The organism is Paenibacillus faecis, assembly GCF_008084145.1.
GTDB classification, from domain to species: domain Bacteria; phylum Bacillota; class Bacilli; order Paenibacillales; family Paenibacillaceae; genus Fontibacillus; species Fontibacillus faecis.
The window spans coordinates 414,921-440,165 of sequence record NZ_VSDO01000003.1; the positions used below are offsets into that span (position 1 = coordinate 414,921).

Here is a 25,245-nt window from a genome sequence, read left to right on the forward strand (position 1 = left end):
TCCCCCGATCCGACTAGTCGTTTATCCTAAAAATTTTAAAATCGAATAGTTCAAAACTATTATATTATTAAATGGGTCTATTGTAATTGAATATTTTACCTTTATTTACATCATGCAAAAAAGCCTGACCCAGAGGCTTTAACGTCCTCTGCATCAGGCTGCTTTGGCTTCAGCGAGACTTCGCTATCAGTCAAACAAATCGCTGCTTACTCTGCCGGTGGAGCGGTTCACCTCGAGCCAGTCGCTGGTAGCGGTATGCTCATCCTCTTCGCTGTTGCGGACGGCTTCATAGAAATGGACGGTTACCACGTTCTTATCCGCACTGTCCACCTCGATGATGAAGATCGATCCGATATCGTTCTGATCCCGCATGTTCTTGGTGTAACGGGTCGTCCCCTCCATACCGGTTGCGATATAGAACGCTTCTTTTTCGCTCAACTTGTAGTTCTCGTCGTCCCGGAATCCCGGTTCTCCAGCATCAAACTTCTTCATCTCCAGTTCAAGCAGCCGGTCGAAATACGTTTTGCGGAGCACCTGATAGATCAGGTCCTCATCCGCTCCCAAGGACTTCAGTCGTTCGCGGTTATCCGCCACCTGATAAGGGGCTGCTTCCCCCAGGTTCTTCAATTCGTCCGATGCCGTATCCAGTAGCGCCAAGTGCTCCTCACTGACCACTTCCTTATCTTCGGTCCCGTAAGAACGTATCAGAAGCAATTTCCGCGTATCGTCCAGCTCATAGAAAAACACCTCGCTATTCCCTCCCCGGTACGCGGCCTTCAGATCCACCAGATCGTACAGCCGGGTCAGGAACGGCGCGTCCGCACCGCTCGCACTCGACAAATAGTAAGTCCCCTTGGGTTCGGCATTCAAGCCGCCGTACTCTTTGCCCGGATAATCCAAGGTTAACGAGTTCTCCGTAAACTTCAAAGTAATATCCTTATACTCCGATTCAACCGGCTTATATAGCGACATCTCGGGATCCCAGACAAAATCGAATTCCAGCGATCCGCTATGGTGGCTGTAGCCTCTGACTACGGATACGCTCAAGTGATATCCGTCCCGTCTCTCCGGCAAAGCCTCGACTTTGGCCTCACCCATATTAGCCGGGCTGTAGCCGGCAATCAAATACCGGCCGGGCACAACGGGAGACGGCTCCGCCTTCACCCCGGCGTCGGTTCCCTCCACCTTCTGAACCGTACCGGACACAGGGACCGCGGCCCGGTTCGCAGCGGCCTCCCCCTTCGTTTCCTGAACTTGCGAGCATCCGGCCGCCAAAAGCACGGCCCCCGGAAGCAGCAACAAAACGAGCAAAGAGCGAATGCAACGCCCGTAGTTTGACTTGAAGCTCCTAACCACGATGAGTCTCCTCCCGTTCCTCCCACGGCTTCGCTTGTTCGGCTTCCTCCGCCGCCATTTTGTTCGATACCTTCTGGTAAATAAAGGATATTCCCAGCAAGGCCATGCCGAAGCTGAAATAAGCAGCGATTTTGCTGGCTGTCGTCATCAATTCCAGATCGAAGAGCAGCATTTTTCCGGTCGCCAGCAAAGTTAGTCCCAAACCGACACGCCGGATGTGCAAATACTTATAGCGGAACCCGTAGGCGATATAACCGATCGCCAGCAGCAAGTACACCAGACTGAACAGCCAGCCGATATCGCCCAAATGGAACTGGACGGCCAGGAAGGCTGTAATGATTCCAAGCAGATATACCCCCAGAATGATCGGATACCATTCCCGCTGCTTCGGATGGGGCTCCAGCAAGCCGGAGATCAGGTCGCGGCCGCTGAAGAACACCATGAGATTGAACACAATCAAAATCACAATGGAGATATAGTTTTGGGCCGAATTGTAATGAGACACCTCTTGCAGAGCCGGGACCGTCATCGTCAACGCGACGCATACCAGATATCCCATGCCGTAAAGGAACCGGACATAGGTTTTGACGAACCGATCCTGCAGGAAGGAAGCCTTGGAGAAACCATAGGCCAAGACGAGCGTCACCGCAGTGATCAGAAGCAATCTGTAAAACTCGTAGAGATCCGACCATACCGGCATAACATGATTGTAAATCCGGCCCGTCTCGTAAACCAGGTAAAGCCAGATATTCACTAACGCGGCGTATTTTATCGTACGGAGCATCGACCGATCCGCCGGGTTGTACCGCCGGGCATCCCCTTCATCCTGCAGACGGAAGGCATAAAATAACGTGTGCGCCAGAAGCCCCAGGGAAATAAATGTATATTTCCAGGCGAAATCCAGCGAATCGAAGCCGAACAGACTGATCATCGAGTCGATGAGGATAAAGGCGCCCGCACAAAGGCCGATAATTCCCCAGCCGATCCGTTCCAGCCCCTTGTAACGGTAAAGATGGCCGATGACCGACAGCAGCAGCCCCTCAACCAGCCAAGCCAGCGACATATAGCGAATGCCGAACTGGAACGGAACAACCAGCAGGGAAAACGTAAGTGAAGTCACATAGAACAACAGGCGCGTTTCCTTTTCCTGCGGCAGATATTTGCGCGACAACCGGGCAAGCCCCAGATTGGCGAGGCAAAAGAGCAGCGCCAGCCCGCCGCGCCAAGCGTCCCAGCCGGCAATCTCCAGCAGTTCGTACAAGATGCTGCAACTGATGACCATATTGAGGGCCAACAGGCTGAAATCCCACCAGGACAGCTTCGTTCCATACTTGAACGGCACGTAAAGCGTAATGCCGAGATACATGAGGAAAGCGATGATCGAATAGACCATGCACGCCGCCGTGTTGTCCGCTATGGCGATAAGAATCACCATGGTCGCCATGTGCAGGGCGAAGCTTATGTACTGAATCACGAGCCACCGCTTGCGGAAGGAAACCGCCAGAATCGAAGCGTTAAGCAAGAGCAAATAGCCCATCGCCGCATATACGGTGCTTTCTTGCAGACCAAACGCAATCATATAAGAATACAAAGGCAGGTACCCGCCCGCGAGCCCGAAGGCGCAAATCGTCCGGGAATCGTACCTCAGGGCCAAGAACACGGCCGCCGCGGTAACCAGCACGGAAAGGACCAGTCCCGTCGTCAAACCGATGATATCCAGCAAAAAATAACTGTAAAACACCGAGCCGTGCAGCACGGAAATCCCGCCCCCCAGCAAGCCGAGGGCAAACGTTTTTTGCTTGCGGCGGAACAGCCATTCCCCGCCGCCCAGCATCAAGAGACCGAGCAGGAAGAAGGACGCTCCCTTCGCGTACCCGTTGAACCAGTTTGAAAAAGAATATTGGAATGCAGCGCCCACACCGAACAGAATCAGCAGAATCCCCAGCTTGTTGATCCAGTTGAGGCCGATCTTCATCTCCAGCCGATCCCGCTTCTTCTCGGCCTGAGGCCCGGGCATCGGCGGAGCCGCCATGGCCGGGTTGTTAACGGCCGGTCCGGCTGCGAGCGACGGCTGCGAGGCATAAGCCTGCGCGGCTTGACCGAGGATCCGGCGCTCTGCCTCCAGCGCATGCTGCCGATGAGCCGCCATTCGGTGGCTGAGCTCCTCCTCAAACTGCGCCAGCTTCGCCGCGATGACCTGTTGATCCGCCTCCAGGTATTTTTCCGCCTGCTCATAGAACTGGCGGAGCCGCTCCTTTGCCCCCCGCTCGATCGCATCCAACCGGCTCTGATGCCCTTGATGCGCCGCGGAAAAATGCGCCTCGAGCCTCTGGTGCGACAATTTGCCGGGCGACGGCGGCGGAATTTCCCCCGGCTGCTGTCCGGACATCGCTGCCCGGAGCCCGCCGTTTTCCCGTTCAAGTTCATTCAGCCGGGTTTCCAATTCCTCTACCCGCCGCCGAAAATCGCCGTACTGCTGCCGCAGCGTTTCGTTTTCCCTGGCAATTTCGCCCAGGCTTTCGTACTCGGCCAGCAGCGTTTCATACTCCTGCGCCAGCCGGTGCTGCGCGTTCTTGATATCATTTAGCCGATCTCTAAAATCCTTCATTCCTTTCCTCCATGTACAGTGACTTCCAGAAGTTTCCGCTTGATAAAGCGGCAATCTCTCCTATTTTACAATAAGTTGATTCCCATCGGTCTTTCGCCCCCAAAAATGCTTCCAAAGTCCCTGGGTCCGGCCCGGACAATGCCGGGGTCCAGTTTCGAAACTGGACCTCGGTCTGGATGCGTTCACGACGTCCGCCGGGTTTCACGGGTTCGGCCAATCGTTATACTGAAAAGCGATCGTTCACTAAATTATGGAACTCTGGAAAGCGAGGTTGTCCTTCCGATGCAAGCGGCGGCTACTCCTTTTTTCAAAAGGTGGATTCAATATGTATGGATGGGCTGGGAGCGGGGGTTTGAACGGTGGAGCCGGGCGAGATCCCTGTATTCCGGAAATTACGGGATATGCAAAATGTTCGTGACCAAATACCGCGGTCCGGTGATCGACTGTCAGGACGGAACGCAAATCGTTTCGGGCGACTGGGTCGGCGAGCTTCATCTCGACAACCGGATCATTCTGAATATGCTGCGGAGCCAGAACGCCAATCAGGTCGCCCTGCGCGTGGCCCGGCTTCTCCGCTGCTCGATGCGGGAAATCTGCTCCGAAATAAAGACCCACCCCAAATTGGGGCAGGTCAAAGCGCTTCAAGGCATCACGCTGCTGCATAGAGGTATTACCCACGGCCTGGGTTTTGAAACCCATCCGCTGAAACAGGGGACGTTCCGCGCGCTCACCACCTCCTATCTCCGCCTGCTGCTCTCGGTCTTCCATCCGCGAAACCGGGGGCGGATCGCCCCGCATGCCGAGAAGCTGGTCCCCCTGCGGCTGGTCATGTCCCGCGAGGCCCTGCTGCGGCGGTTCTCCCCGGTGAGGCAAACGGGATAAGGCGGCGTCAATAAAGGTCGGGTACCTCCGCCAAGCGATCCCCTTTTAACGGGCCGTCGCCCGTTCATTATAAGCTTTGAGCAGCGTAAAGCGCCCGGGCCGGACCCGGTGCGCCTCCCGCAGGCTGCGCGCCAGCAATTCGGAGGAGACGCCGAGCTCCGCTATCGAAACCGGCCCGCCGGCCGCGGCCAGGAGCTCCGTCAATTGCTCCGGCTCGGGAATCCGCCCGAGTTCCCGGCAGATCTCCTCCCAGCGCGCGGCGATGGTTTGCCCGGCATCCTTTTCGGGATTCATGAAACCATCCCGAAGCATCCAGGGAGCCGGCCCCTCATGGGCGATGCGGCGGTACAGCTGCGAAATCTCCATGCAGGCCACGCCGACTTTGGCCCCATGAAGGAGCTGGCGCTTGCCGAGCCGCAGGTACTCCATCTCCCAATAATGGGAGAGATGGTGTTCCGCCCCCGAGGCCGGATGCGACTGCCCGAAGAGCAGCATCGCCAGGCCGGACTCGACCAGCGCGCTCATCAGCGTACGGATGCCGTCTTCTTGGCGCGCGGCGATCGATTCCGCCGCCCGCACGCAGCTTTCGAGCGCAGCCCGCGTCATTTCGGCCGATTTCTCCAAGTAGAGCCCGCCCGTTACGACCGCTTCAAATTTCCAGTCGAACAAAGAGGTGTATTTGCCCAACATATCGCCGAAACCGGCCGCAACCAGGCGCGAAGGCGCCTGCACCAAAATGTCCAGATCCGCGAAAATCGCCAGCGGGCCGATCGCCAGAATCGTCTTTTTTTCGCCGCGTACAATAATGGGGGCCCCTTTGGAGTTAAACCCGTCCACGGAGGGGGCCGTAGGTATTGAAATAAAGGGGATTCCCGCCGTGTAGGCCGAATATCGGCAAATATCATGAAGCGTGCCGCCCCCGACCGCCAGTACCACCTCCGCGCCATGATTCTGAATATCCAGAATCAGTTGGATGATCGACGCCTCGTCCGCAATGACATCCCCTTCCGCATCCGGCAGGATGATCGTCGTATGCACCCGAATCCCTGTCCGGGATACCGCTGCCTCCAATCCCCGCCCCGCCGCTTCATAGGTTGTGCGGTCCACCACCAGCGAGGCGCGCTCGAAGCCTTTCTCCTCCAGGTAGAGGGGCAGCTTCGCGATCGCCCCCGTTTCGGTGCAAATCCGGTCGATTTCGGCGGCCGGCTGTGAGCCCGCCTGTTCTACCGGCCCTTGATATCCATTCTTCATCATCTAGTCCCTTCTTCTGTCGTAAGCTCATGGTTTCCGGTATTCCCCGTTTCGGATTAAGCCTTCACCGGGTTTACCGGCATCCCATGGTTCGTGCGCAGAGCCAATGCGGGCAGCGGCTCATTGCAGGTCATCCCCGTCACCCCGCACTCCAGGCTGTAGCGGACCTGCTGCTCGTCATCCGGGCAGTAACTCCAGACCAGAATCCCCCGGTCTTGGAACTCGCGAACCCGCTCGGGCGTCAGCAGCTTCATTTCCAGGCCGACGGCCCACATCTTCGAATAGGTCCCGTCCTCCCCGGGGACGAAGCCGCTCATCAGCTCACCGGGGAAGCCCTGCGTCTTAAACCCGTACTCGTCGCGGATATAGGTCAATACCGCTGCGTCAAAGCAGGTGAATACGCAGCGCTCCAGATAGCCGTAGCGATCGAGCAACCGGATGGCCAGGTCGGCCGTTCTTGCCGCGTTTTGTGCCGGTTTGATCTCCACGTTCAGCAGCATCTCCGGGTAAGCTTGCAGCAGGTCGCACAATTCCTCGAGCGTAGGAATCCGCAGCCCGGCAAACTCCGGACCCATCCACCCGCCGGCATCCAGCCGCTTCAATTCATCGCGGGTGAGCTCGGCTACCGGACCGGTGCCGTCGGTCGTCCGGTCGACCGTCGCATCATGGATCACCATCACCGTCCCGTCCTTGGACAGCCGCAGATCGAATTCGATCATGTCAACGCCCCGATCCATCGCTTCCTTGAACGCCAGCAGCGTATTTTCCGGGTAAGCCGCCTTATACCCCCGGTGTCCCGCGATCATAAACGCGCCTTCGGTTCGCCATTGTTCCATGTTCATCCTTACGACTCCTCTCATGTGGCGCCGAATTCCCGCTTACTCGGCGAGAATCCGTTCGGCTTCTTTTTTAAACGTGTCCAGTGTCGCGGCGATGTCCTTACTGTCATACATGATCGCTTCAATCGCGGAAAAGAATTCGTGCATCACTTCCGGCCAGGCCACGTCCATATTCGTATCCACGGCGTATTGCAGCTGGTCGTAGGCTACCTTGCGGTTGGGTTCCTTGGCCCATAGCTCCTTCATTTCGGCGGATTCCACCATTTGCTTGGTGAACGGAAGGTACCCGGATTGCAAAATGAATTGCAGCCCTCCCTGCGGATCCGTCTCCATCCAGCGGATGAATTCCCAAGCGGCTTCCTTGTTCTTCGAACCGGCCAGCATCGCCACATTGGCCCCGCCGGTCGGATTGGCGAATTGATCGTTTTTCGGCAGGAAGGCCGTAACGTAGTCAAAATCCACCGAGCTGCTCAAGCCGCCGATCGATCCCGTCGATTGGAACATCATGCCCACTTTTCCTTCCACGAACATCGAGTTTACGATATTGCCGGAATCCTGTGCGGGCGGATAATAAAGCGCCCCGGTACCTTGCAGCTCCTTCAAATAACCGAACACTTCCTGCCCTACGCCGTTATCGACAAACCCGACGGAGGTACTCTCTTCATTAAAAAAACGGCCGCCGGATTGCGAGATCATGGCGATCGGATACCAGGTGTCGTAAGGCATCGTTAAGCCATAGCGTTTGTACTCGTTACCTTCCTTGACAACCAGGGCGTTCGCCGCGTTTTTCAACTCTTCCCAGGTTGTCGGAACCTTCAGTCCTTGCTCGTCCAGCAGTGTTTTGTTCACATGCAGGATCGGAGTGGAGCGGTTTAAAGGAAGCGAGACCAACTGATCGTTGAAATAGGAATGTCCCATCAGACCGGCGGTAAAGTCGTCCGCGCTTATCCCGGATCCCTTCAGATAGGGCGCCAGGTCCTCCAGCACTTCCGAGTCCGCGAACATCTGCACATAAGCCCGCTCCAGCATCGTCACATCCGGAGCCGTGTCGGAAGCCACGGCCTGCTGCAGCTTCGTTACGGTTTCGTCATAACCGCCCTGGTAGGTGCCGACGACTTCAATGTCGTTATGGGACTCGTTGAACCGCTGGATCAGCGCGTCCATATACTCGCCGTTCTTGCCGCCGAGCGAATGCCAAAACTGCACGGTCGTCTTCCCTCCGGACGCCGCCGCATCCGCCGTACCCGCCGAGTTCGCGGAAGCCGGATCGCCTTTGGCGCCGCTTCCGGCGTTTCCGCCGCCGCTGCCTCCTCCGCAGCCCGCCAGCAGCCCCAGCACCAGCGTTAACGTAAGCAGCAGTACTCCCTTGTTTTTCATTCCGATTTCCCTCCAGTGTATAGTTTTGGTTTGTATTTTGAGGGGATTAATAAACTACTTAATCCCCGAGTACACAAAAGCCTTGACGATCTGCTTGGAACAGAACAGATAGACGATCAGAATCGGAATGACCAGTACGACATTGCCGGCCATAATGATGTGCCAGTTGCTGATGCCTTCCGTTTCGCGCAGCATGGAAATGCCCAGGGTCAACGGACGAATCGAGGCCGAGTTGGTCATCACGAGCGGCCAAAAATATTCGTTCCAATGGCTGACGAAGCTGAACAGGGCGATCGTCGCCAGCGCCGGCTTGGCCATCGGGATCATAATTTTCCGCACGAGCTTCCACTCCCCGGCGTTATCCAGGCGGGCCGCCTCGATAATCTCCTCGGGGATCTGCATGAAATACTGGCGCAGCAGGAAGATTCCGAAGGCGTTCGACATAAACGGGATGATTTGCGGCCACAGCGTATGAATCAGGTCCATATCCGCCATCATCAGGTAGACCGGGATGAACGTAATCTGTCCAGGGATCATGAAGGCGAGCAGCACCAGGCCGAACAGAACGTTTTTCAGCGCAAACCGGTATTTGGCAAAGGCGTACGCCGCCGGGATCATCACGGCAAACTGGATCACGATAATCGATACGGTAATGATCAGGGAATTTTTGGCATAGGTGAGAAACGGGCCGGCCCGCATCGCTTCGGCAAAATTGCCCCATTGCGGTACGGCGGGAATCCAGGTCGGCGGGAATGCCAGCGTCTCCCGGAACGTCTGCAGCGACGTTGAAATCATCCACAAAAACGGAAAGATAAATACCGCAAGGATGACGATTTTAAAGGCTATGCCGACCGCTGATTTTAACCAGTTGAAATAGGAAGAATCCAATGTGTTCACGGTTGATCTCCTTCTCTTCTCAGCATTAAAATTGGGCAGTCCGGATTATTGGTAATGCACCTTACGGGCCAGCAGCCGGAAGTAAACGAACGTCAGGAGGCCGATGATCAGCATGAGCACGACGCTCGTGGCCGCCGAATAGCCGATATTGGTCGTCCGGAACCCGTAGATGTAATAGACCAAAGTATCCGTGGCTCCGTTAGGCCCCCCGCCGGTCATGATTTTCACGGTATCGAACACCTTAAAAGACCCGATCGTCATGATAATCAGAATGAAGAACAACTGCGGCGAAATCAGCGGCAGGGTGATCTTCGTGAACACTTTAAACCTGCTGGCATTGTCCAAAGCCGCCGCTTCGTAGATGCTCGGCGAGATGCTTTGCAGCGCGGCGACGATGATGAGCGCGTAATAGCCGATGCTCTGCCAAACCGAAACAATGATGACGGAGATCATCGCCGTTTTGGAGCTCTGCAGCCAGTCGGAGGCCGGGATGCCGAGCGATCTCAGCACAAAATTAAGCACGCCCTGGTCCGGCTCCATCAGCCACATCCAAACGAATGCCACGGACACGATCGATACGATATGGGGCGTAAAAATCCCGGCTTGAACCACCGCGTTAAACCGGGTTTTCTTGTTCAGCCAGACCGCGATCAACAGCGACAGAAGCATCGTCAGCACCACTACGCCCAAGGTGTAAACGGCCGTATTGCCCAGCGCTTTATAGAAATCCCCGCGGGTCAAAAGCTGGGTGAAGTTGTCCCAACCGATGAATTTGCTCTTGGCCTTGTTCATCAGGTTGTATTTATGAAAGCTCAGGTAAACGAGATAGATGACCGGGTAGACGACAAACATGCCGATGCCCGCCATGGCCGGCGCAATCAGGACGTAAGGACGAAGGGCTTCCCAGATCGGCTTTCTGTTCATGGCCGCCTCCGCAGCAATTCCAGGTAACCGGCCGCTCGGGGATCACTAGACTCAAGCCGACGCTCATCTCCCCCGAAAAAATGCAGTTTGGACGCGTCCACCCCCAGGAAGACTTCCTCATCGACGCGGTACAGATCCTCGGCGGACTTCACCATAAACGAATCCGAACCGGAACGGATCTGATAAATGGTTTCCGATCCAAGCATCTCCCGGGTAATAATCGTGCCGCGCGTCTGGTAGTGGAGGGCGGATTCGGGCGGGAGTTGCCGCGACAACACCGCATGTTCCGGCCGAAAGCCGAACCGGGCCCCCTCCGTGCCGAGTTCCCCGATGTTCATGGGCGGGACGCCGATAAACTGGGCGGTGAACAGGTTGTTCGGTTGATGATAGATCGCCTCGGGCGCGGCCTCCTGCTGAATCTCCCCTTTGTTCATCAGCACGATCGTATCCGCCATCGACATCGCCTCGACCTGATCGTGGGTAACGTAGACGAAGGTCGTTCCCAGCTTCTTGTGCAGTTCGATCAGTTCGATGCGCATCTGCACCCGCAGCTTCGCATCCAGGTTGGACAGCGGCTCGTCCATCAGAAAGACGGACGGCTTCTTGACCATGGCGCGGGCCAAGGCGACGCGCTGACGCTGGCCGCCGGACAAATCCGACGGTTTGCGGTCCAGATATTCGGCCAGCCCGACGGTTTCGCAAATACTTTCGATGAGGCGTTTCCGCTCGGCTTTGGGCACCTTGTTGTTCTTCAGGCCGAATTCGATATTTTCCCGGACCGACATCGTCGGGTAGATCGCATAGTTCTGAAACACCATCGCCACTCCGCGCTGGCCGGGAGGAATCCGCGAAACATCTTTTCCATCGATCAGGACCCGGCCCGACGTGTGGGGGCCGATCCCCGCGATCATGCGGAGCAGCGTCGTTTTGCCGCAGCCGGACGGCCCCACGAGCACCGTAAACTTGCCGTCCTCAATCGTCAGGTTCAGGTCGCGGATCACGGCCTGTTTATCAAACGTCTTCGATACGTCCACAAATTGTATGGATGCCAAGTTCCATCCCCCTCATTGATAACTTCATTCCAAATGCGCACAAAATGAACAATTATTGATCATTTTTGCTCATTTGCATTTAATTCGATTGTAATTCCGGTTCATTTGCGTAGTATTAGCCGGATATCAAGCGGATGTAATGATTTCCCGGGAAAACTTTGCCTGGAGAGCGGTCCATTTAACACCCGCTTGATGTTCTTCCTTTACTATAATGAAGGAGAATGTAAACGACTCGCCCTGGGACCGACTGGCGCAGAATGGACTTAACTCAAGCCCCCCATGAGCAGAATTGCGCAGGGATACGCATCTTGAATTTCTAATGCGCCATTCCTGCCCGAAAGGATGAACCAGCGTGCTGGCAGCGGAAAGAAAAAAACGAATTGTGGAGTATGTCCGGCAATACCGAACGGCGACCGTGGCCGATCTGGCCAAGGAATTTCAGGTTCATGGAGCCACTATCCGCCGGGACCTGGCGGAGATCGAACAGGAAGGACTGCTCAAGCGGACGCATGGCGGGGTCATCATGGAGCAGTGGACGCGCGATGAGCCTTCTTTTCACGAACGGACCCACCAGCATCTGGAGGAAAAAATGCGCATCGGCAAAATGGCCGCTTCCCTCATCGAGGACGGGGAAAATATCATCATCGATTCGGGGACGACCACCCTGCATATTGCGACTCATCTGGTGAACCGGACCGATATTACCGTCATCACCAACGATATGAACGTAGCGGTCCAGCTTCGGGACGCCTCGGGCGTTAAGGTCATCCTCTCCGGAGGCGAGCTGTACCCTTCCAGCTACATGCTGAACGGGATGTTCACCGATCATGTGCTTAAGTCCCTGCATGTGGAAAAGGCCTTTATCGGCACGCCGGCCCTGCATCCCCAATATGGCCTGATGCATCCCGAGGCGCTGCTGGTCCCGGCTAAGCAAGGGATGATCGCCGCGGCGGGGGAAATCATCGTCGTCACCGATCACAGCAAAATCGGCAAATTGTCGCTGCATACCGTCGCGCCGAACAGCGCGATTCATACGCTCATTACCGGAACCGAAGCTTCCGAATACGACGTCAAGCCGTTTAAGGATCGGGGGATCACGGTGTATCAGGTATGAGGGAGCTAGGCGAGCGAGAGCGGGGGAAGCGAGAGGGAGTAAGGATGAGGAAAGGGGTAGCACGAAGACTGATCAAGCTTTGAGATTTGAGAATTCTTGCAAATCCGCAGGCTTCTGCGGCGGGAATCGCGATTTGCCCGCAATGCGGGATAAATACCTGCACGTATGCATCCTTTTGCCGGGATGGGCCCTGCACGGCCTAAAATACCTGCACTTTTGCATGTATTTTGGCTAGGTAGCCTCCTCTTGCGGTTAAATGGCAAATAAGGGCCTTCCCGCCGCGGCATCAAATGCCGTATTGGAAAAGCCCTATCCTGGACCCGCTTCTTTACTTTTTTTAATTCACCGGATATGTCTCGGATCACGGATCAGCCCTAACATTAATCTCGGCGACTTCCCGGTCATTTCAATAATTTTTGGAACGGTACACGTATATTTTCGTCCGGTACAGATCCCCGCAGGTGACCACCCGTTCCGGCGTCCAGCCGGGAAGAGCAAAACAAATACTGATAATCCGAGCTCCCGGTTTCACCCCTTGGCGAAAAATTTCGTCCAGCCGGGTCATGGCACCGGGATACAGATAACAGACCACAACATCGGCTTCCCCGTACGGATGCGTATAAAGATCCTTTTTATGAAACATTACATTCCGAAAAGAACCCCAACGCGCCAAGCAACGAGACACCGCCCAAGGCAGGGGAGAATTCTCGATCCCGATGACCTGCAGGTCAGGCCGGCTCCTGGCCGCCTCCAAAGCCAGCGTTCCCCAACCCGACCCGGCCTCGATCATCACCTTGGCCGCCGGGATCCGCTGCAGCTCGGCGACTACCTGCCGCCGCACCGCCGGAGATGTCGGCATCGGCGAAATTCCGTTCCGCCAGCTGGAATAAACAATGGAGCCGGCGGCCAGCAGGAACAGCACGATAAAAGCAGCGGATAAAATGGAGTTCATGGTTGCCGTGGTTGTCATCCTCTTTTAGTCTCCTTTGCTCCATTTTACAAGGAATGCAAAGGAAGCGGAAGGAGAGAAAACATGCCCGCTCCCTGCCGACGACGGCAGCTTTCCGGCACACGTCGGCCGCCGTCGTGATAGTGGCCTTTTTGGAAGCTATTGTGGCCCGATTCGGCTTCGCAGGAGAAATAGATGCCGGAATGAGCCTTATTTCGCCAGGGGAGAGGTCAGATAGCTCGTTCACCAGGAGACGCCCTTGGTCTAATATAACCGCATCTGGCCCCGATTTTGACTTGGCCGAGCCCGTCCAAGCACAAGCTTGCTTCAACTTCCTACCGTATCTAAATACCGCAGGCCAATCATCATATTACTCAACTAACTTATCCTTCAACTGAGTTGCTTCGAACTTCCGGAGCGGAGCGTGCTGTTCTGTCCGGTGGTTCCCTCAAATTAACGGGATTTCCTCCCGTTAATTTCGCTCACCCGGCGGTGCCTCGCCCAATTACCTGGAATTTCTCCCGCTAATTAAGCTCATTTCGGCCAATCCGGCCCGATTTTGACAAATTAGCGGTACTTTTTCCAGGTATTTCTCGCCCATGGCCACTCGCGAGTGAATTAACGGGAAGTTTTCCCGTTAATTCACCGCCCAGGAGAAGTGTGTGTGGTTCGGTCCGGTCGTTCATCCTTCACCTGAGTGCTTCGAACTCTGGAGCATGCTGTACGGTCCGGTCATTCCCTCAAATTAACGGGATTTCCTCCCGTTAATTTCGCTCGCCCGGCGGGCCTTCGCCCAATTACCTGGAATTCCTCCCGCTAATTCTGCTCATTTCGGCCAATCCGGCCCGAATTTGGAAAATTAGCGGTACTTTTTCCGGGTATTTCTCGCCTCTGGCCACGCGAGGGTCGATTAACGGGAGATTTTCCCGTTAATTCACCGCCCAGGAGACGCCCTTCGCTCAACTATGGCCGTGCGCCCGCACATTTTGGGCTTAATGGCGCCTCTTTTCGCCGCTACCGCTATTCATCCCCTCGGCAGGTGCGCGGTTTTACTTCACCCCTCCACAATCACCTTCCAATTATGATTGCAGACCGTCGAAATCGTCCCCCGCTCCGTAATATACGCCTCGATTAAATCCGCCGTGTCGATTTGGATTTCGCGGACGACCTCTTTGCCCTTGAACATGTCGTAGTCTCCGCCGCCCCCGGCCCGGTAGTTGTTCATCACCACATCGAGCACCAGATCGTCCGGCAGATCCTCCCCCCTGTATCGTAAAAACCTGACCCGACTGCCAGCCGACTTGGCGATATTCAGGACGTATTCGATCCCTTCCCACATGTCATAGTTGTAATGCTGCGCCTTCGGCTCAAGATAGGCCGGGTTAACGGCCGGCTGTCCGTCCGGACCGACGATAAAATAATGCGCCGTCTGCTCCAGCGCGGCCCGGATATCCGCCCCCGTCAGCCGGAGTACGGCCAGCGTGTTCGGGTACATGAAGTTGGTGAGCACGTCCCGTCGCGTGATCACCTCGCCGAATCCGGCGGAGGCTTCGTTCAACAATGCCGTGCAGGACACGGAAGCGCCGGCGGCTTCCATCTGGACGCGGTTGACGAACTCGATGAACGGATGCTCCGCCAGCCGGCAGGCCAGCGGGCTGCTCAGCCGCAGGCCGCCGTCCGTGCGGCCGATCGGCTCATCGAGCCACCGCTGCGTCCGCTCCTCCAGCGTCCGGCATAGCGCCAGCACCGCGGCATCCGGCGCTGTTTCCGCCTCCGGCTTCAGCAGCTCGGCGCGCTTGCCGCGGATCGCCCAACGGCGGCCGGCCTCATCACGCTCCAGCTCCAGCGTGATCTTCCCCATGGCCTGCCCGTTGCAGCCCGGCTGGACGATCGCCACGCCGTTCACCTCGCTTGCCTCCAGCCGGTGCTGATGCCCCGTGATCAGCACGTCGATGCCCTCCACCTCCGCGCACATGGCGTAGGCCTGATTCTCTCCGGTCAGTCGCTCGGCCGGTTCGCCGGTCGCCAGGTCCCGCTCGAATCCCCCATGGTAGGCGACGATCAGCACATCCGGCCGCACATCCGCCCGGATGCGCAACACCCACCGCTTCACGGTCTCCAGCGCATCGCCGAACACCCAGTCCCGAATATGCGCGGGGTTTTCCCAATGGGGAATATAATGCGTGGTCACGCCCAGGACCGCCACCTTAACCTCCCCTATCTTTTTTACGATATAAGGAACTCCGAACGCCGGCCCCCCCGCTTTGTCCGTAATTCCGGCCGACAGCCAGGGAAACGCGGATTCATTCATCACCCGGCGCAGCAGGTCCGGTCCATAGTTAAACTCATGGTTGCCCGGCACGGCCGCGTCGTAGCCCAGTTCATTCAGCGTCGCCACGGCGGGGTGCGCCCCCTCCCCCCGCTTGACCGCGTATGCCGCGAGCGGTGAACCCTGGATCAGATCCCCATTATCCAGCAGCAGCAAATCGGGATCGCCCAGACGTTCCTTGCGGATCAGCGTCGCCAGCTTGGCCAGACCGAGCGGACGCTCGTCTTTGCTCCGGTAATCGGTAGGGTAAATATACCCGTGGATATCGCTTGTCGCCAGGATCGTCACCGTTTGGCGCCGCTTTTTCTCTAGCCCCATATCCATATTCATTTCCATTTCGTCGTAATCCCCTTTGATGGCATGCTTAATCTATTGTTCCTCCATCGATTCTAGCAGACAATCTTCAGAGCCATATTAAATTTCCACCCGTTTACAAAAAATTATCATTTCTCTAACCGCCCGTTAATAGTCCCTCCTTATAGTGGAACAAGTAACGATAAACTATTAAATATTTGGAGGTCATCCCGTTTGAAAAAGCTTACGAAATTGTTTATGCCCTTGTTCCTGTCCATCGCCGTGATCAGCGGCTGCGGATCCAATGAGGCCGCCACGAATACCGGAAGCAAGGCCGCGGCCAATTCCGGCCAGCAAAACGCGTCGCAGGGCGATGCCGCCAAGACCGATCCGGCGCCGGAGAATACCGGCTATGTGCCCGAGAAGCTGACCGTCCAATTCGTTCCTTCGCAAAACGCGGATACGCTGGAAGCTAAAGCTAAACCACTCGAAAAACTGCTGTCCGACAAGATCGGCATCCCGGTTGAAGTCAGTGTATCCACCGACTATAACGTCATCGTCGAAGCGATGGCATCCAAGCAAGTGGATGTAGGCTTCCTGCCTCCAACCGCTTACGTCCTGGCCAAAGAAAAAGGAGCCGCCGAGGTGATCCTTCAGGCTCAACGCTATGGCGTAAAAGACGAAACCGGCGAACCGACAGAGGAGCTGGTCGACTTCTACAAAGCGATGATTATCGTAAAAAAAGACTCCCCGATTCAATCGGTGGCCGACTTGAAAGGGAAGAAAATCGCTTATCAAAACGTGACTTCCTCGGCAGGATACGTATGGCCGGCGGCCTCCCTCATGGATGCCGGACTCGATCCGCTGAAGGATGTGCAGCCGATCACCCTGAAAGGCCATGACCAGGCGGTTCTGGCTGTCCTGAACGGCGACGTTGACGCCGCGGCGATTTTCCAGGATGCCCGCAACATTGTGAAGGGCGACTACCCGACGGTGTTCCAGGATACGCGCGTGCTGACCTACACGGAGAAAATCCCGAACGACACGATCAGCGTACGCTCCGATATGAGCAAGGAATGGATCGAGAAACTGCAGAACGCGTTTATTGAAATCGGGAAGGACGAAGAAGGCCACAAGATCATTTCCGAGATCTACACGCACGAAGGCTACGTTAAATCCCAGGACAGCAATTTCGACGTTGTCCGCGAATACGGCGAAAAGGTAAAAACCGAGTAGTCCGACATTTCGCAGCTCGGCCCCTCTTTCCAGCCAGATCGGCAAGACACGATGCAAGCCAGTCGGAGTGCCCCGCACCCGGCTGGCTATGCGTTTTTTTACGATAAACTTTCAAAAAGGATGATCTCTACGTGATAGAACTGCGCAATGTATCCAAAACCTATCCCAACGGCACCAAAGGGCTGGACGGAATAAACCTGAAGATTGAAAAAGGCGAATTCGTGGCTATCGTCGGCCTGTCGGGCGCCGGGAAGTCGACCCTGCTCCGCTCGATGAACCGCCTCCACGATATTACCGAGGGCGACATCCTCATCGACGGTAATTCCATTACCCAGGCTGCGGGCAAAGAGCTCCGCACGATCCGCAGGGACATCGGCATGATCTTTCAAAGCTTCAACCTCGTCAAGCGGTCCTCCGTGCTGCGCAACGTCTTGGCCGGCCGCGTAGGGTATCATTCCACGCTGCGTACGCTGTTCGGGGCGTTTCCGAATGAGGATGTCGAGCTGGCGTTCCAGGCGCTGGACCGGGTCAATATCGTTGAAAAAGCCTACGCCCGGGCCGACGAGCTGTCCGGCGGCCAGCAGCAGCGGGTCGCCATTGCCCGGGTGCTGGCGCAGGAAGCCAAAATCGTGCTGGCCGATGAGCCGGTCGCCTCGCTCGATCCATTGACGACCAAGCAGGTCATGGACGATCTCAAGCGGATTAACCAGGAGCTCGACATTACGACCATCGTCAACCTGCACTTCATCGATCTGGCCCGGGAATACGCCACACGGATTATCGGGCTGCGGGCCGGCCAAGTGGTGTTTGACGGCCCCGTGTCGGAAGCGACGGACGAACGGTTCGCCGAAATTTACGGACGGCCGATCGATCAGGACGAGCTGCTGGAGGCCCGGCTGGCCGACATCGCGGCCGCAAAGGAGCCGGTCCGATGAATGTGAACGCCAAACCCGAACCACAGCCCCAGCCGTTGAACCGTCCCAAACCTCCGGGCAAGCTGAAACACTACCTTACGGCGGCGTTCATCCTGATCCTGGTCTGGGGCAGCGCCGTCCAATCGAAGGCCGATTGGGGAAAACTGATCAAGGGAGCCCCCAATATGCTCGAACTTCTCAAAGAGATGTTTCCGCCGAACTGGGGCTACTTCGACAACATCGTCGCTGCGATGCTGGAAACGATCCGCATGGCGTTGATCGGCACGACCTTCGGCGCCATCCTGGCCGTTCCCGTGGCGCTGCTCTGCGCCAGCAACCTCAGCCGGACCGCCTGGATCTACCAGCCGTTCCGCTTCGTGCTGAACCTGGTGCGCACGATTCCGGACCTGCTGCTGGCGGCCATCTTCGTCGCCGTCTTCGGGCTGGGGCCGCTGCCCGGCATGCTGGCGCTGTCGATTTTCTCCTTCGGGCTGATCGGCAAACTGACGTATGAGGCCCTGGAGACGATCGATCATGGCCCGCTGGAGGCGATGACGTCGGTCGGGGCGAGCTCCGGCCAGCGTATTATTTTCGGCGTGATTCCGCAAATCCAGGCGCATTTTATGTCCTATGTGCTGTATACCTTCGAGATCAATGTGCGGGCGGCCGCGGTGCTCGGTCTGGTCGGTGCCGGCGGGATCGGCCACTATTACGAAGTGACGCTCGGATTTTTCGAATATGACAAGACCTGCATGATTATTCTGTTTACCCTGGCGGTGGTCCTGATCATCGACTACTTGAGCACAAAGCTGCGGGAGAGACTACTATGAGCATGACCCATTCATGGCAAGACAAGGTAAAAAAACCGAAGAGAAACCGTTATCGCCCCCTGATTTATGTCCTGCTCGCGCTGATATACGTTTGGGCCTTTGCCGGCATCCCGTTCGAGGGCATCAAAGAAACGGCCGGACAAGTGACGAAGGCGATTTTCAGCGGCATTTTCTCCCCCGATTGGGACTACGTCTATCTGCCCGACGGCGAGGATTTGCTGCGGGGACTATTGGATACCCTGGCTATTTCGATCCTGGGCACTGTGGTTTCGACCGTGCTCTGCGTCCCGTTCGCCTTCTGGGCGGCGGTGAACATGAGCCGGTCGCGGTGGATTTCCGGGTCGGGCAAAATGCTGCTGAGCTTCATCCGCACCTTCCCGGAAATCGTTATGGCCCTCCTGTTCATCAAGGCCGTCGGCCCGGGTTCTTTTGCGGGCGTGCTGGCGCTCGGCCTGCACTCCATCGGCATGCTCGGCAAACTGTTTGCCGACGAAGTGGAGAACATGGACACCGGCCCGACGGAAGCGCTCATCGCAGCGGGAGCCACCCGGCTGCAGATTCTGTGGTTCGCCGTGCTGCCGCAAGTGCTGCCGGGCTTCCTTTCCTACACCCTGTACCGGTTCGAGATCAATCTGCGCTCCGCCAGCATCCTGGGGATCATCGGCGCCGGCGGGATCGGGACACCGCTTATTTTTGCGCTCAGCTCGCGAAACTGGGACCGGGTCGGCATCATTCTGCTCGGCATCATCGTCATGATCACCCTCATCGATCTGATTTCCGGCGCGATTCGCAAGAAATTGGTGTAATGATGGGAGACTACGCTGGTTTGGTCCGCTATTTCATATCAATGGGCCAAATTCAACAAAAACGCGCCTAAAAAAGGCCCCTATTCTCCTTCCTGCCAAGGGAGGGAATAGGGGCTTTTAATTGCTCTCAGAGCAGCTTCCGAACATGCTCCTCGATTTTCGCCGGCTCTTCGGTCGGCGCGAAGCGTTTGACCACGCGTCCATCACGGTCCACAAGGAACTTTGTGAAGTTCCATTTTATTTGCTTGGAGCCCAGTATGCCGGGCGCTTCCTTGGCGAGCAGTTGAAACAGCGGATGAGCTTTTTTGCCGTTAACGTCGATCTTCGCAAAGAGCGGGAAATTGACTCCGAAGTTCAACTCGCAGGCCTGAGCGACCTCTTCATCCGTCCCCGGCTCCTGATTGGCAAATTGCCCGCAGGGGAAGCCGAGCACCGCGAATCCCTGCTCCTTGTAAGTATCATGAAGCTGCTGCAGACCTTTGAACTGCGGGGCGAAGCCGCACTTGGTCGCCGTATTCACAATCAGCATCACCTGCCCGCGGTAAGGCTCCAACGTCTGCATTTCGCCCTTAATCGTTTTGACTTCCATATCATAGATGGACATATGTAACGCCTCCATATTTCGCATTAATAGTATATAATTAAATTGTATACAATTTAATTCGACGTGTCAAACTTGGTATGCGAAACGGCCGCTCTTCGTCTTTTGACGCGCAAATCCAGCCAGTGCTATAATTACCGAACAAGTCTAAACAAATTGTATACAATTTCATGGCAGGTGACCGATATGCAGCCTCAAGAATATATGAAACTGGATAACCAGCTTTGCTTTGCTTTTTATACCTGCTCACGGGAAATGATGAAGCTGTACCGCCCGCTGCTGTCTCCGCTCGGGCTGACTTATACGCAGTACATCACGCTGCTCTCCCTCTGGGAGCAGGACGGCGTAACCGTCAAAGAGCTCGGCTCCAAGCTGTTTCTGGATTCGGGCACGCTGACCCCGCTGCTGAAGAAGCTGGAGAATATGAACCTTATTACCCGAACGCGGGATAAGGCGGACGAACGCAGCGTCTTGATTACCCTGACCGACCGGGGCCGGGAACTGCAGGAACAAGCCGCCGAGGTGCCGCTCAAGCTGTACGGCGAGACCCGGGTTACCAAGGAAGATATCGCGGCTTTGCACAAGCATATCCAGGCTTTTTTAAGTAAAATCGCGGAATAAATCCAGCCAAAATCTCCATAATAGGGAAGGTACATCCCAGACCTATGGAGGCGATTTTCGAATATGCTGGACCATCTGGAAAGCAATTACGACTGTGCCCGGGCCGGCGACGATCTGCATCAGCTCAAGCAGGAGCTTGCCGCTTTACGGGGACAAGGAAAGGAAGACCCCCAAACCCAAGAGCACATCCATCGTTTGGAAAACCAGATCTCTTTTATTATGAACAAATGCGACATTAACAACTAGTTGACGCGAAAAATCAAAACACCCGATCCGTTCCATATATAAGGTCCGGCGGGTGTTTTGCGTTGTCCGCCGTTCGGGCTCCGGTTACAATGGTACTGTTCCTGTTTCCATCACCATGAAGAGAGCGGGTGATTCCCATCCTAGACCTTAATGAATTAGCCAGACAAATGTCCGTCGGGGCCGTCGACATCCATGGCGTCTATCTCACCAGCCTGTGCCCCGGCCGCTATTTTGGCCACACGCCTTCCCAGCCGACACCGTATGCCGGGTTTGTGTTCGCCCTACGGGGACAAGCCGTGTTCACCTTTAACGGTACGCCTTACGAGCTGACCCCCGGCCTCGTCGCTCACGGAGCCAAGGGGATGACGCTGCGGGTCGATGTCGGGTCGTCCGGTTTCGATTACGCGTTGGTCCATTACACGTTGAGCGCTCCACCAGAAGAACCGGAAGGCTACACAGGGGCGCATTTCGTGCTGGAGACCGGAATAAATCCGAGCATCACCGAACTGCTTCATATGCTGGAGAGCTCGGTCACGACACCCGGGCACCTGCAGGCGGGCTGTCCGCACCAAGGAATTGTTTTACAGCACGATCTATGAAACGTTCAGCTGCGCCCGCAACCGGATGAACCGCGAAAGCCGAAACGCGGTGGAGCATGTGCTTGATTATATACATACTCACTACACGGAGCCGCTGAACCTGGAGAAACTGGCCGGCCTGGCGGGAATGGACATCAAAAAGTTTGCTTACGCGTTTCATAAATACGCGGGCGTCTACCCGATCGATTACCTGATCCAACACCGGATGAGCCGTGCCCGTGTATTGCTGGCCACCAGCAGCGCCGCCGTAAAGAATATCGCGGAGAGCATCGGCTATGGAGACGCTCATTATTTCAGCAGGCTTTTTAAAAAATACACCGGGTGCAACCCCAGCGAATTTCGCACACGAAACGGAAATAATCCACCTCTCATTGAATAATTGTCTATTCTCAATCCCAGCCCTCCATCGCTATAATTTAACTTGAAAATGAAAATCATTATCAACTAATCGAAGCGAGGGATAGACAAGTGCAAACAACGTTCAAAACATGGGGGATCCTTCCCTTCATCGTTATTTTGCTGTTGATCACGGCGGCCTGCGGAAATGCGACGGCGGGCAACCCGTCCGGGAATGGGAGCAACAAACCGACAGCCGAATCCCAAACGGCGCCGAATTCATCCGGAAACTCCGCCGGAGACGCCGATAACGCGGCCAAATTCCCGATCACCATCCAGCACGCCAAAGGGGAAACCGTCATTCAAGAGAAGCCGAAAAAGGTCGCGGTCACCTACTTCCCATATGCGGATCACCTTTTTGCCATCGGGGAACAGGACGTTGTAGCGGGTGTGGTGGGCCTGAAGTCTTTACAAAACTTCCCGGTCTACGACACGTTCACGAAGCAGGGCCGGATCGCCGATCTGGGCGACACCCTAAATTTGGAGAGCATTCTGGCGCTGGAGCCCGACGTGATTATCGCTTGGGAGGATGATGTGAAGAATTACGACCAGTTGGCCAAAATCGCCGATACGATCGTCATTCCGCAGTCAGAAAACTGGCAGGACACGATTACCAAGGTAGCCTCGGTTCTCGGCGAGGAAGCCAAGGCGGAGCAATATATCGCCGATTACAACGCGAAGCTGGACAAGCTGGCCGGGAAAATGGACCAAACCGGGGCCAAGGGCAAAACCGCCATTTTCATGATGACCTGGGGTAAAGGCTTCAACTACTATGGAGGCGTCCGGATGGAGCCTTACTATGACCGCCTGGGCTTCGCCAAATTCCCCGACATGAAGGATTGGAGCGAGATCAGCCTGGAAGGCGTGGCCGACATCGACCCGGACTATATTTTCCTGGGAGAGGATTTCACCAATTCGGCGGAGTTGACCTTGGAGGAGCTTGGCAAAAGACCCGTCTGGAACAATCTGAAGGCCGTCAAGGGCGGCAACCTCCACGTGATCGATACCGAAATCGTCGGGCCTCTGGCCATGGGCCAGTCGAAAGGGCTGGATGTCATCGAGGAAATTCTGCAAAAGTAAATCTGGCGGAAGGCTCATAAAACCGGTTTAAACAAGGGATGGCTGCACCTGGAAAAGTATGTTACGATCGTTTTGTTCGTTGTATCTTTACGCATCACTCAAGATCATTCCACCAGGAGGGCATCCCTTGAAAGCTCAGTCGCAAACCGCAGCGGAACAGACGGGATCTTCCGTCGGCCGTCCGGCTTCCGCCAAACGATACTTACTGCCTATGGCTACCGTTTTTATCGGTTTTTTGATATTTGGCTTTTCCGAAAATGTGAAGGGGCCGGCCATTCCCCGCATCCAGACCGACTTCCTTCTGAACGAGATGCAGATCGGAACCCTGCTGTCCCTGAATTCGCTAGGCTACTTGCTGGCCTGCTCCTTTACGGCGTTTCTCGTCCGCAAATGGGGGGTCAAATGGGTCAGCCTTCTTTCTTTTGGACTGATGGCCCTTACGGGCGTCTTGATCTTCTATTCCCGGACGTACCCTGCGCTGTCGGGGTCCTATTTCCTGATGAACATCGGCAACGGGATGCTGGAAATCGCCCTGGCGGTGCTGGGGGCGCAGATTTTCACGCGGAATACCGGCACGATGATGAATCTGGCCCATTTTTTCTACGGGCTCAGTTCCACGGTCGCCCCTATGCTCGCCGCGGGCCTGATGACGGTGTCCGTCGGGGGTCATGTACTGGACTGGCGCGGCATGTACATGGTCGTACTGCTGCTGTCGGTGATCCCGATGATCCCCGCCTTCCTCGGCAAGTTCCCGGAGAAGGCGCTGGCGGACGAAGAACGTATCCCGGTCAAAACGCTGATGCGCGACCCGGTCATCTGGCTGGTCGTGATCGTTCTGGCCTTCGGCGTGATTTCGGAGATGGCGGTCGGGGGCTGGCTCGTAAATTTCCTGGAAAAAGCCTACGGCTGGACCAACAGCTCTGCGTCCGGCATGCTGTCCGCCTTCTTCCTGTGCTTCACGTTCGCCCGGCTCGTCGCCGGCCCGATTACGGATAAGATTGGCTACACGCTTTCCTTGATCCTGTTTGCCGGCTTTACCGGGGTCTGCACGTTCGCGGCGATTCTGGCCGGCGAGCCGGGAGCGGCCCTCTTCGCCGTCGCGGGAATCGGCATCGCGCCCGTTTACCCGACCGTCATGGCGCTGATCGCCGACCGGTACCGCCAAAACAGCGACACCGCCATCAGCTTCATCGTCACGCTGATCGGCGTTGGCACCGTGGCCGGCAATTATCTGATCGGCGTCATCACCGACGGGATCAAGCGGGTTTTCCTCGCCAGCCAAGGGCCGGAAACCGGCCTGCTGCGCGGGCTGCAAGCGGGCTACGGCTTCATCGGCTTCTGCGCGGTCATCTGCTCCCTCGCCAGTCTGGCGCTGTACGTTTATTTGAAGAAACGCAAGGAACTGCTTTAAGTTATTAATGCGAACCGCTGAGGAATATCCCTCGGCGGTTCGCATCCTGCACCTAGCCCTGCCACCTTACTAACAGCGCCCCAAAAGGCCCTAATCCGGCCCATTGGAGAAATGGCAGGACACCGCCCCCGTCCGGCCCATCATCAATGAGGGTATTCTCTGCGGCATTTCCCGAGGGCCCCCCTATCCCCGCCGCCCTCCTTTTTCCGAATCTCGTCCATGGTCAATCCGACCTAGCCGAACGGCTCTATCTTGCCGGCGAAAACCGCAAAAAACGATTCCCGACACCACTCATATGTTCCCTCAAATTCCACGGCCATCAAGGTGCCTTGCACACTTCCCCCCCCCCTTCCAACTCAAAAAGATGCAAATCTGCAGGTATTTCGGCCGAATCCCGAGTGGATGCGAAAAAAGATGCAAATCTGCAGGTATTTCTAGCGATTTTAGAGAAGCGAGCCGGTTTCGTCGGAAATTCCTGCAGAATCGCAGGAATTTTCAAATTTTGCCCTCCGCACAAGAAAAAACATGCAGATTTGCAGGAATTCTTATGCTAACAAGGTTGTCTGATAGGGCCCAAAATTCATATTGTCATTTCTAACCAGCGGCCCTATATTTGAGATATCTATTCTATCT

23 protein-coding genes are annotated in these 25,245 nt (G+C 56.0%); 12 read left to right on the forward strand and 11 right to left on the reverse strand.

Features of this window, described 5'->3' with window-relative positions:
- Positions 1–186: 186 nt before the first annotated feature.
- Together FRY98_RS15335 and FRY98_RS15340 are read right to left on the reverse strand one after the other, a co-directional pair.
- On the reverse strand, positions 187–1,356 hold the full coding sequence (locus tag FRY98_RS15335; RefSeq protein ID WP_148453488.1) for a hypothetical protein: 1,170 nt from the start codon (positions 1,354–1,356) through the stop codon (positions 187–189).
- The gene (locus FRY98_RS15340; protein ID WP_148453490.1) at positions 1,349–3,964 is read right to left on the reverse strand and encodes a DUF2339 domain-containing protein; all 2,616 of its coding nucleotides are present in this window, start codon (positions 3,962–3,964) and stop codon (positions 1,349–1,351) included. Before FRY98_RS15340 ends, FRY98_RS15335 begins: the two co-directional genes overlap by 8 nt.
- A 282-nt stretch (positions 3,965–4,246) precedes the next feature.
- On the opposite strand from FRY98_RS15340, the gene FRY98_RS15345 reads away from it, so the two are divergent.
- On the forward strand, positions 4,247–4,846 hold the full coding sequence (locus tag FRY98_RS15345; RefSeq protein WP_148453492.1) for a YkoP family protein: 600 nt from the start codon (positions 4,247–4,249) through the stop codon (positions 4,844–4,846).
- A 45-nt stretch (positions 4,847–4,891) separates the two neighbouring features.
- Here the strand turns inward: FRY98_RS15345 and FRY98_RS15350 are convergent, their stop codons facing one another.
- The 6 genes from FRY98_RS15350 to FRY98_RS15375 all read right to left on the reverse strand — a co-directional run bounded on the left by FRY98_RS15350 (position 4,892) and on the right by FRY98_RS15375 (position 11,186).
- Positions 4,892–6,100 carry a sn-glycerol-1-phosphate dehydrogenase gene (locus FRY98_RS15350; protein WP_148453494.1) on the reverse strand — a complete coding sequence of 403 codons (1,209 nt, stop codon included), beginning with the start codon at positions 6,098–6,100 and terminating at the stop codon, positions 4,892–4,894.
- A 53-nt stretch (positions 6,101–6,153) separates the two neighbouring features.
- Complete coding sequence (locus tag FRY98_RS15355; RefSeq protein ID WP_225039129.1) at positions 6,154–6,939, reverse strand: glycerophosphodiester phosphodiesterase family protein; 786 nt, start codon at positions 6,937–6,939, stop codon at positions 6,154–6,156.
- Between the two features lie 36 nt (positions 6,940–6,975).
- Entirely contained in the window at positions 6,976–8,313 is a 1,338-nt protein-coding gene (locus FRY98_RS15360; protein ID WP_148453496.1) for an ABC transporter substrate-binding protein, read from the reverse strand.
- A gap of 54 nt (positions 8,314–8,367) precedes the next feature.
- Positions 8,368–9,108, reverse strand: a complete 741-nt coding sequence (locus FRY98_RS15365) for a carbohydrate ABC transporter permease (RefSeq protein WP_148454517.1) — start codon at positions 9,106–9,108, stop codon at positions 8,368–8,370.
- A gap of 147 nt (positions 9,109–9,255) precedes the next feature.
- Positions 9,256–10,134, reverse strand: coding sequence for a carbohydrate ABC transporter permease (locus FRY98_RS15370; protein WP_148453498.1), 879 nt, complete (start codon positions 10,132–10,134; stop codon positions 9,256–9,258).
- Positions 10,131–11,186 (reverse strand): ABC transporter ATP-binding protein, encoded by a 1,056-nt coding sequence (locus FRY98_RS15375; RefSeq protein WP_148453500.1) that lies wholly within the window; start codon positions 11,184–11,186, stop codon positions 10,131–10,133. Before FRY98_RS15375 ends, FRY98_RS15370 begins: the two co-directional genes overlap by 4 nt.
- 352 nt (positions 11,187–11,538) lie before the next feature.
- Here FRY98_RS15375 and FRY98_RS15380 point away from each other — a divergent pair, with 352 nt between their 5' ends.
- Complete coding sequence (locus tag FRY98_RS15380) at positions 11,539–12,300, forward strand: DeoR/GlpR family DNA-binding transcription regulator (protein ID WP_148453502.1); 762 nt, start codon at positions 11,539–11,541, stop codon at positions 12,298–12,300.
- Between the two features lie 406 nt (positions 12,301–12,706).
- Here the strand turns inward: FRY98_RS15380 and FRY98_RS15385 are convergent, their stop codons facing one another.
- Together FRY98_RS15385 and FRY98_RS15390 are read right to left on the reverse strand one after the other, a co-directional pair.
- The gene (locus FRY98_RS15385) at positions 12,707–13,270 is read right to left on the reverse strand and encodes a class I SAM-dependent methyltransferase (protein ID WP_225039130.1); all 564 of its coding nucleotides are present in this window, start codon (positions 13,268–13,270) and stop codon (positions 12,707–12,709) included.
- A gap of 1,033 nt (positions 13,271–14,303) precedes the next feature.
- Positions 14,304–15,914, reverse strand: coding sequence for a bifunctional metallophosphatase/5'-nucleotidase (locus FRY98_RS15390; protein WP_249043424.1), 1,611 nt, complete (start codon positions 15,912–15,914; stop codon positions 14,304–14,306).
- A gap of 192 nt (positions 15,915–16,106) precedes the next feature.
- On the opposite strand from FRY98_RS15390, the gene FRY98_RS15395 reads away from it, so the two are divergent.
- The 4 genes from FRY98_RS15395 (at position 16,107) to phnE (FRY98_RS15410) (ending at position 19,658) form a co-directional block, all read left to right on the forward strand.
- Positions 16,107–17,108 (forward strand): phosphate/phosphite/phosphonate ABC transporter substrate-binding protein, encoded by a 1,002-nt coding sequence (locus FRY98_RS15395; RefSeq protein ID WP_148453504.1) that lies wholly within the window; start codon positions 16,107–16,109, stop codon positions 17,106–17,108.
- Positions 17,109–17,239: 131 nt separating this feature from the next.
- A complete protein-coding gene (phnC, locus tag FRY98_RS15400; RefSeq protein ID WP_148453506.1) occupies positions 17,240–18,043 on the forward strand; it encodes a phosphonate ABC transporter ATP-binding protein in 804 nt (267 codons plus the stop codon).
- Positions 18,040–18,852, forward strand: a complete 813-nt coding sequence (phnE, locus tag FRY98_RS15405; protein WP_148453508.1) for a phosphonate ABC transporter, permease protein PhnE — start codon at positions 18,040–18,042, stop codon at positions 18,850–18,852. Before phnC ends, phnE (FRY98_RS15405) begins: the two co-directional genes overlap by 4 nt.
- 2 nt (positions 18,853–18,854) lie before the next feature.
- Positions 18,855–19,658, forward strand: a complete 804-nt coding sequence (gene phnE / locus FRY98_RS15410) for a phosphonate ABC transporter, permease protein PhnE (protein ID WP_148454523.1) — start codon at positions 18,855–18,857, stop codon at positions 19,656–19,658.
- A 127-nt stretch (positions 19,659–19,785) separates the two neighbouring features.
- Here the strand turns inward: phnE (FRY98_RS15410) and FRY98_RS15415 are convergent, their stop codons facing one another.
- Positions 19,786–20,262, reverse strand: coding sequence for a glutathione peroxidase (locus FRY98_RS15415; RefSeq protein WP_148453510.1), 477 nt, complete (start codon positions 20,260–20,262; stop codon positions 19,786–19,788).
- A gap of 183 nt (positions 20,263–20,445) precedes the next feature.
- On the opposite strand from FRY98_RS15415, the gene FRY98_RS15420 reads away from it, so the two are divergent.
- From FRY98_RS15420 to FRY98_RS15445, 6 genes are all read left to right on the forward strand, one after another.
- Complete coding sequence (locus FRY98_RS15420) at positions 20,446–20,880, forward strand: MarR family winged helix-turn-helix transcriptional regulator (RefSeq protein WP_148453512.1); 435 nt, start codon at positions 20,446–20,448, stop codon at positions 20,878–20,880.
- A 63-nt stretch (positions 20,881–20,943) separates the two neighbouring features.
- Entirely contained in the window at positions 20,944–21,126 is a 183-nt protein-coding gene (locus tag FRY98_RS15425; protein WP_148453514.1) for a DUF2524 domain-containing protein, read from the forward strand.
- A gap of 128 nt (positions 21,127–21,254) precedes the next feature.
- The gene (locus FRY98_RS15430) at positions 21,255–21,725 is read left to right on the forward strand and encodes a hypothetical protein (protein ID WP_148453515.1); all 471 of its coding nucleotides are present in this window, start codon (positions 21,255–21,257) and stop codon (positions 21,723–21,725) included.
- Entirely contained in the window at positions 21,703–22,104 is a 402-nt protein-coding gene (locus FRY98_RS29205; RefSeq protein WP_148453517.1) for a helix-turn-helix domain-containing protein, read from the forward strand. The genes FRY98_RS15430 and FRY98_RS29205 overlap by 23 nt, the downstream gene beginning before the upstream one ends.
- Before the next feature lie 89 nt (positions 22,105–22,193).
- Entirely contained in the window at positions 22,194–23,201 is a 1,008-nt protein-coding gene (locus FRY98_RS15440) for an ABC transporter substrate-binding protein (RefSeq protein ID WP_225039134.1), read from the forward strand.
- Between the two features lie 211 nt (positions 23,202–23,412).
- Complete coding sequence (locus FRY98_RS15445; RefSeq protein WP_211373323.1) at positions 23,413–24,612, forward strand: MFS transporter; 1,200 nt, start codon at positions 23,413–23,415, stop codon at positions 24,610–24,612.
- The last annotated feature ends 633 nt before the right edge of the window (positions 24,613–25,245 follow it).

Coding starts and splice junctions, on each gene's coding strand:
- FRY98_RS15350 (WP_148453494.1), bottom strand. CDS start 6,100: ATGATGAAGAATGGATATCAAGGGCCGGTAGAACAGGCGGGCTCACAG.
- FRY98_RS15355 (WP_225039129.1), bottom strand. CDS start 6,939: ATGAACATGGAACAATGGCGAACCGAAGGCGCGTTTATGATCGCGGGA.
- FRY98_RS15360 (WP_148453496.1), bottom strand. CDS start 8,313: ATGAAAAACAAGGGAGTACTGCTGCTTACGTTAACGCTGGTGCTGGGG.
- FRY98_RS15420 (WP_148453512.1), top strand. CDS start 20,446: ATGCAGCCTCAAGAATATATGAAACTGGATAACCAGCTTTGCTTTGCT.
- FRY98_RS15425 (WP_148453514.1), top strand. CDS start 20,944: ATGCTGGACCATCTGGAAAGCAATTACGACTGTGCCCGGGCCGGCGAC.
- FRY98_RS15345 (WP_148453492.1), top strand. CDS start 4,247: ATGCAAGCGGCGGCTACTCCTTTTTTCAAAAGGTGGATTCAATATGTA.
- FRY98_RS15445 (WP_211373323.1), top strand. CDS start 23,413: ATGGCTACCGTTTTTATCGGTTTTTTGATATTTGGCTTTTCCGAAAAT.
- FRY98_RS15415 (WP_148453510.1), bottom strand. CDS start 20,262: ATGTCCATCTATGATATGGAAGTCAAAACGATTAAGGGCGAAATGCAG.
- FRY98_RS15340 (WP_148453490.1), bottom strand. CDS start 3,964: ATGAAGGATTTTAGAGATCGGCTAAATGATATCAAGAACGCGCAGCAC.
- FRY98_RS15365 (WP_148454517.1), bottom strand. CDS start 9,108: ATGATTTCAACGTCGCTGCAGACGTTCCGGGAGACGCTGGCATTCCCG.
- FRY98_RS15390 (WP_249043424.1), bottom strand. CDS start 15,914: ATGGAAATGAATATGGATATGGGGCTAGAGAAAAAGCGGCGCCAAACG.
- phnE (WP_148453508.1), top strand. CDS start 18,040: ATGAATGTGAACGCCAAACCCGAACCACAGCCCCAGCCGTTGAACCGT.
- phnE (WP_148454523.1), top strand. CDS start 18,855: ATGACCCATTCATGGCAAGACAAGGTAAAAAAACCGAAGAGAAACCGT.
- FRY98_RS15370 (WP_148453498.1), bottom strand. CDS start 10,134: ATGAACAGAAAGCCGATCTGGGAAGCCCTTCGTCCTTACGTCCTGATT.
- FRY98_RS15385 (WP_225039130.1), bottom strand. CDS start 13,270: ATGACAACCACGGCAACCATGAACTCCATTTTATCCGCTGCTTTTATC.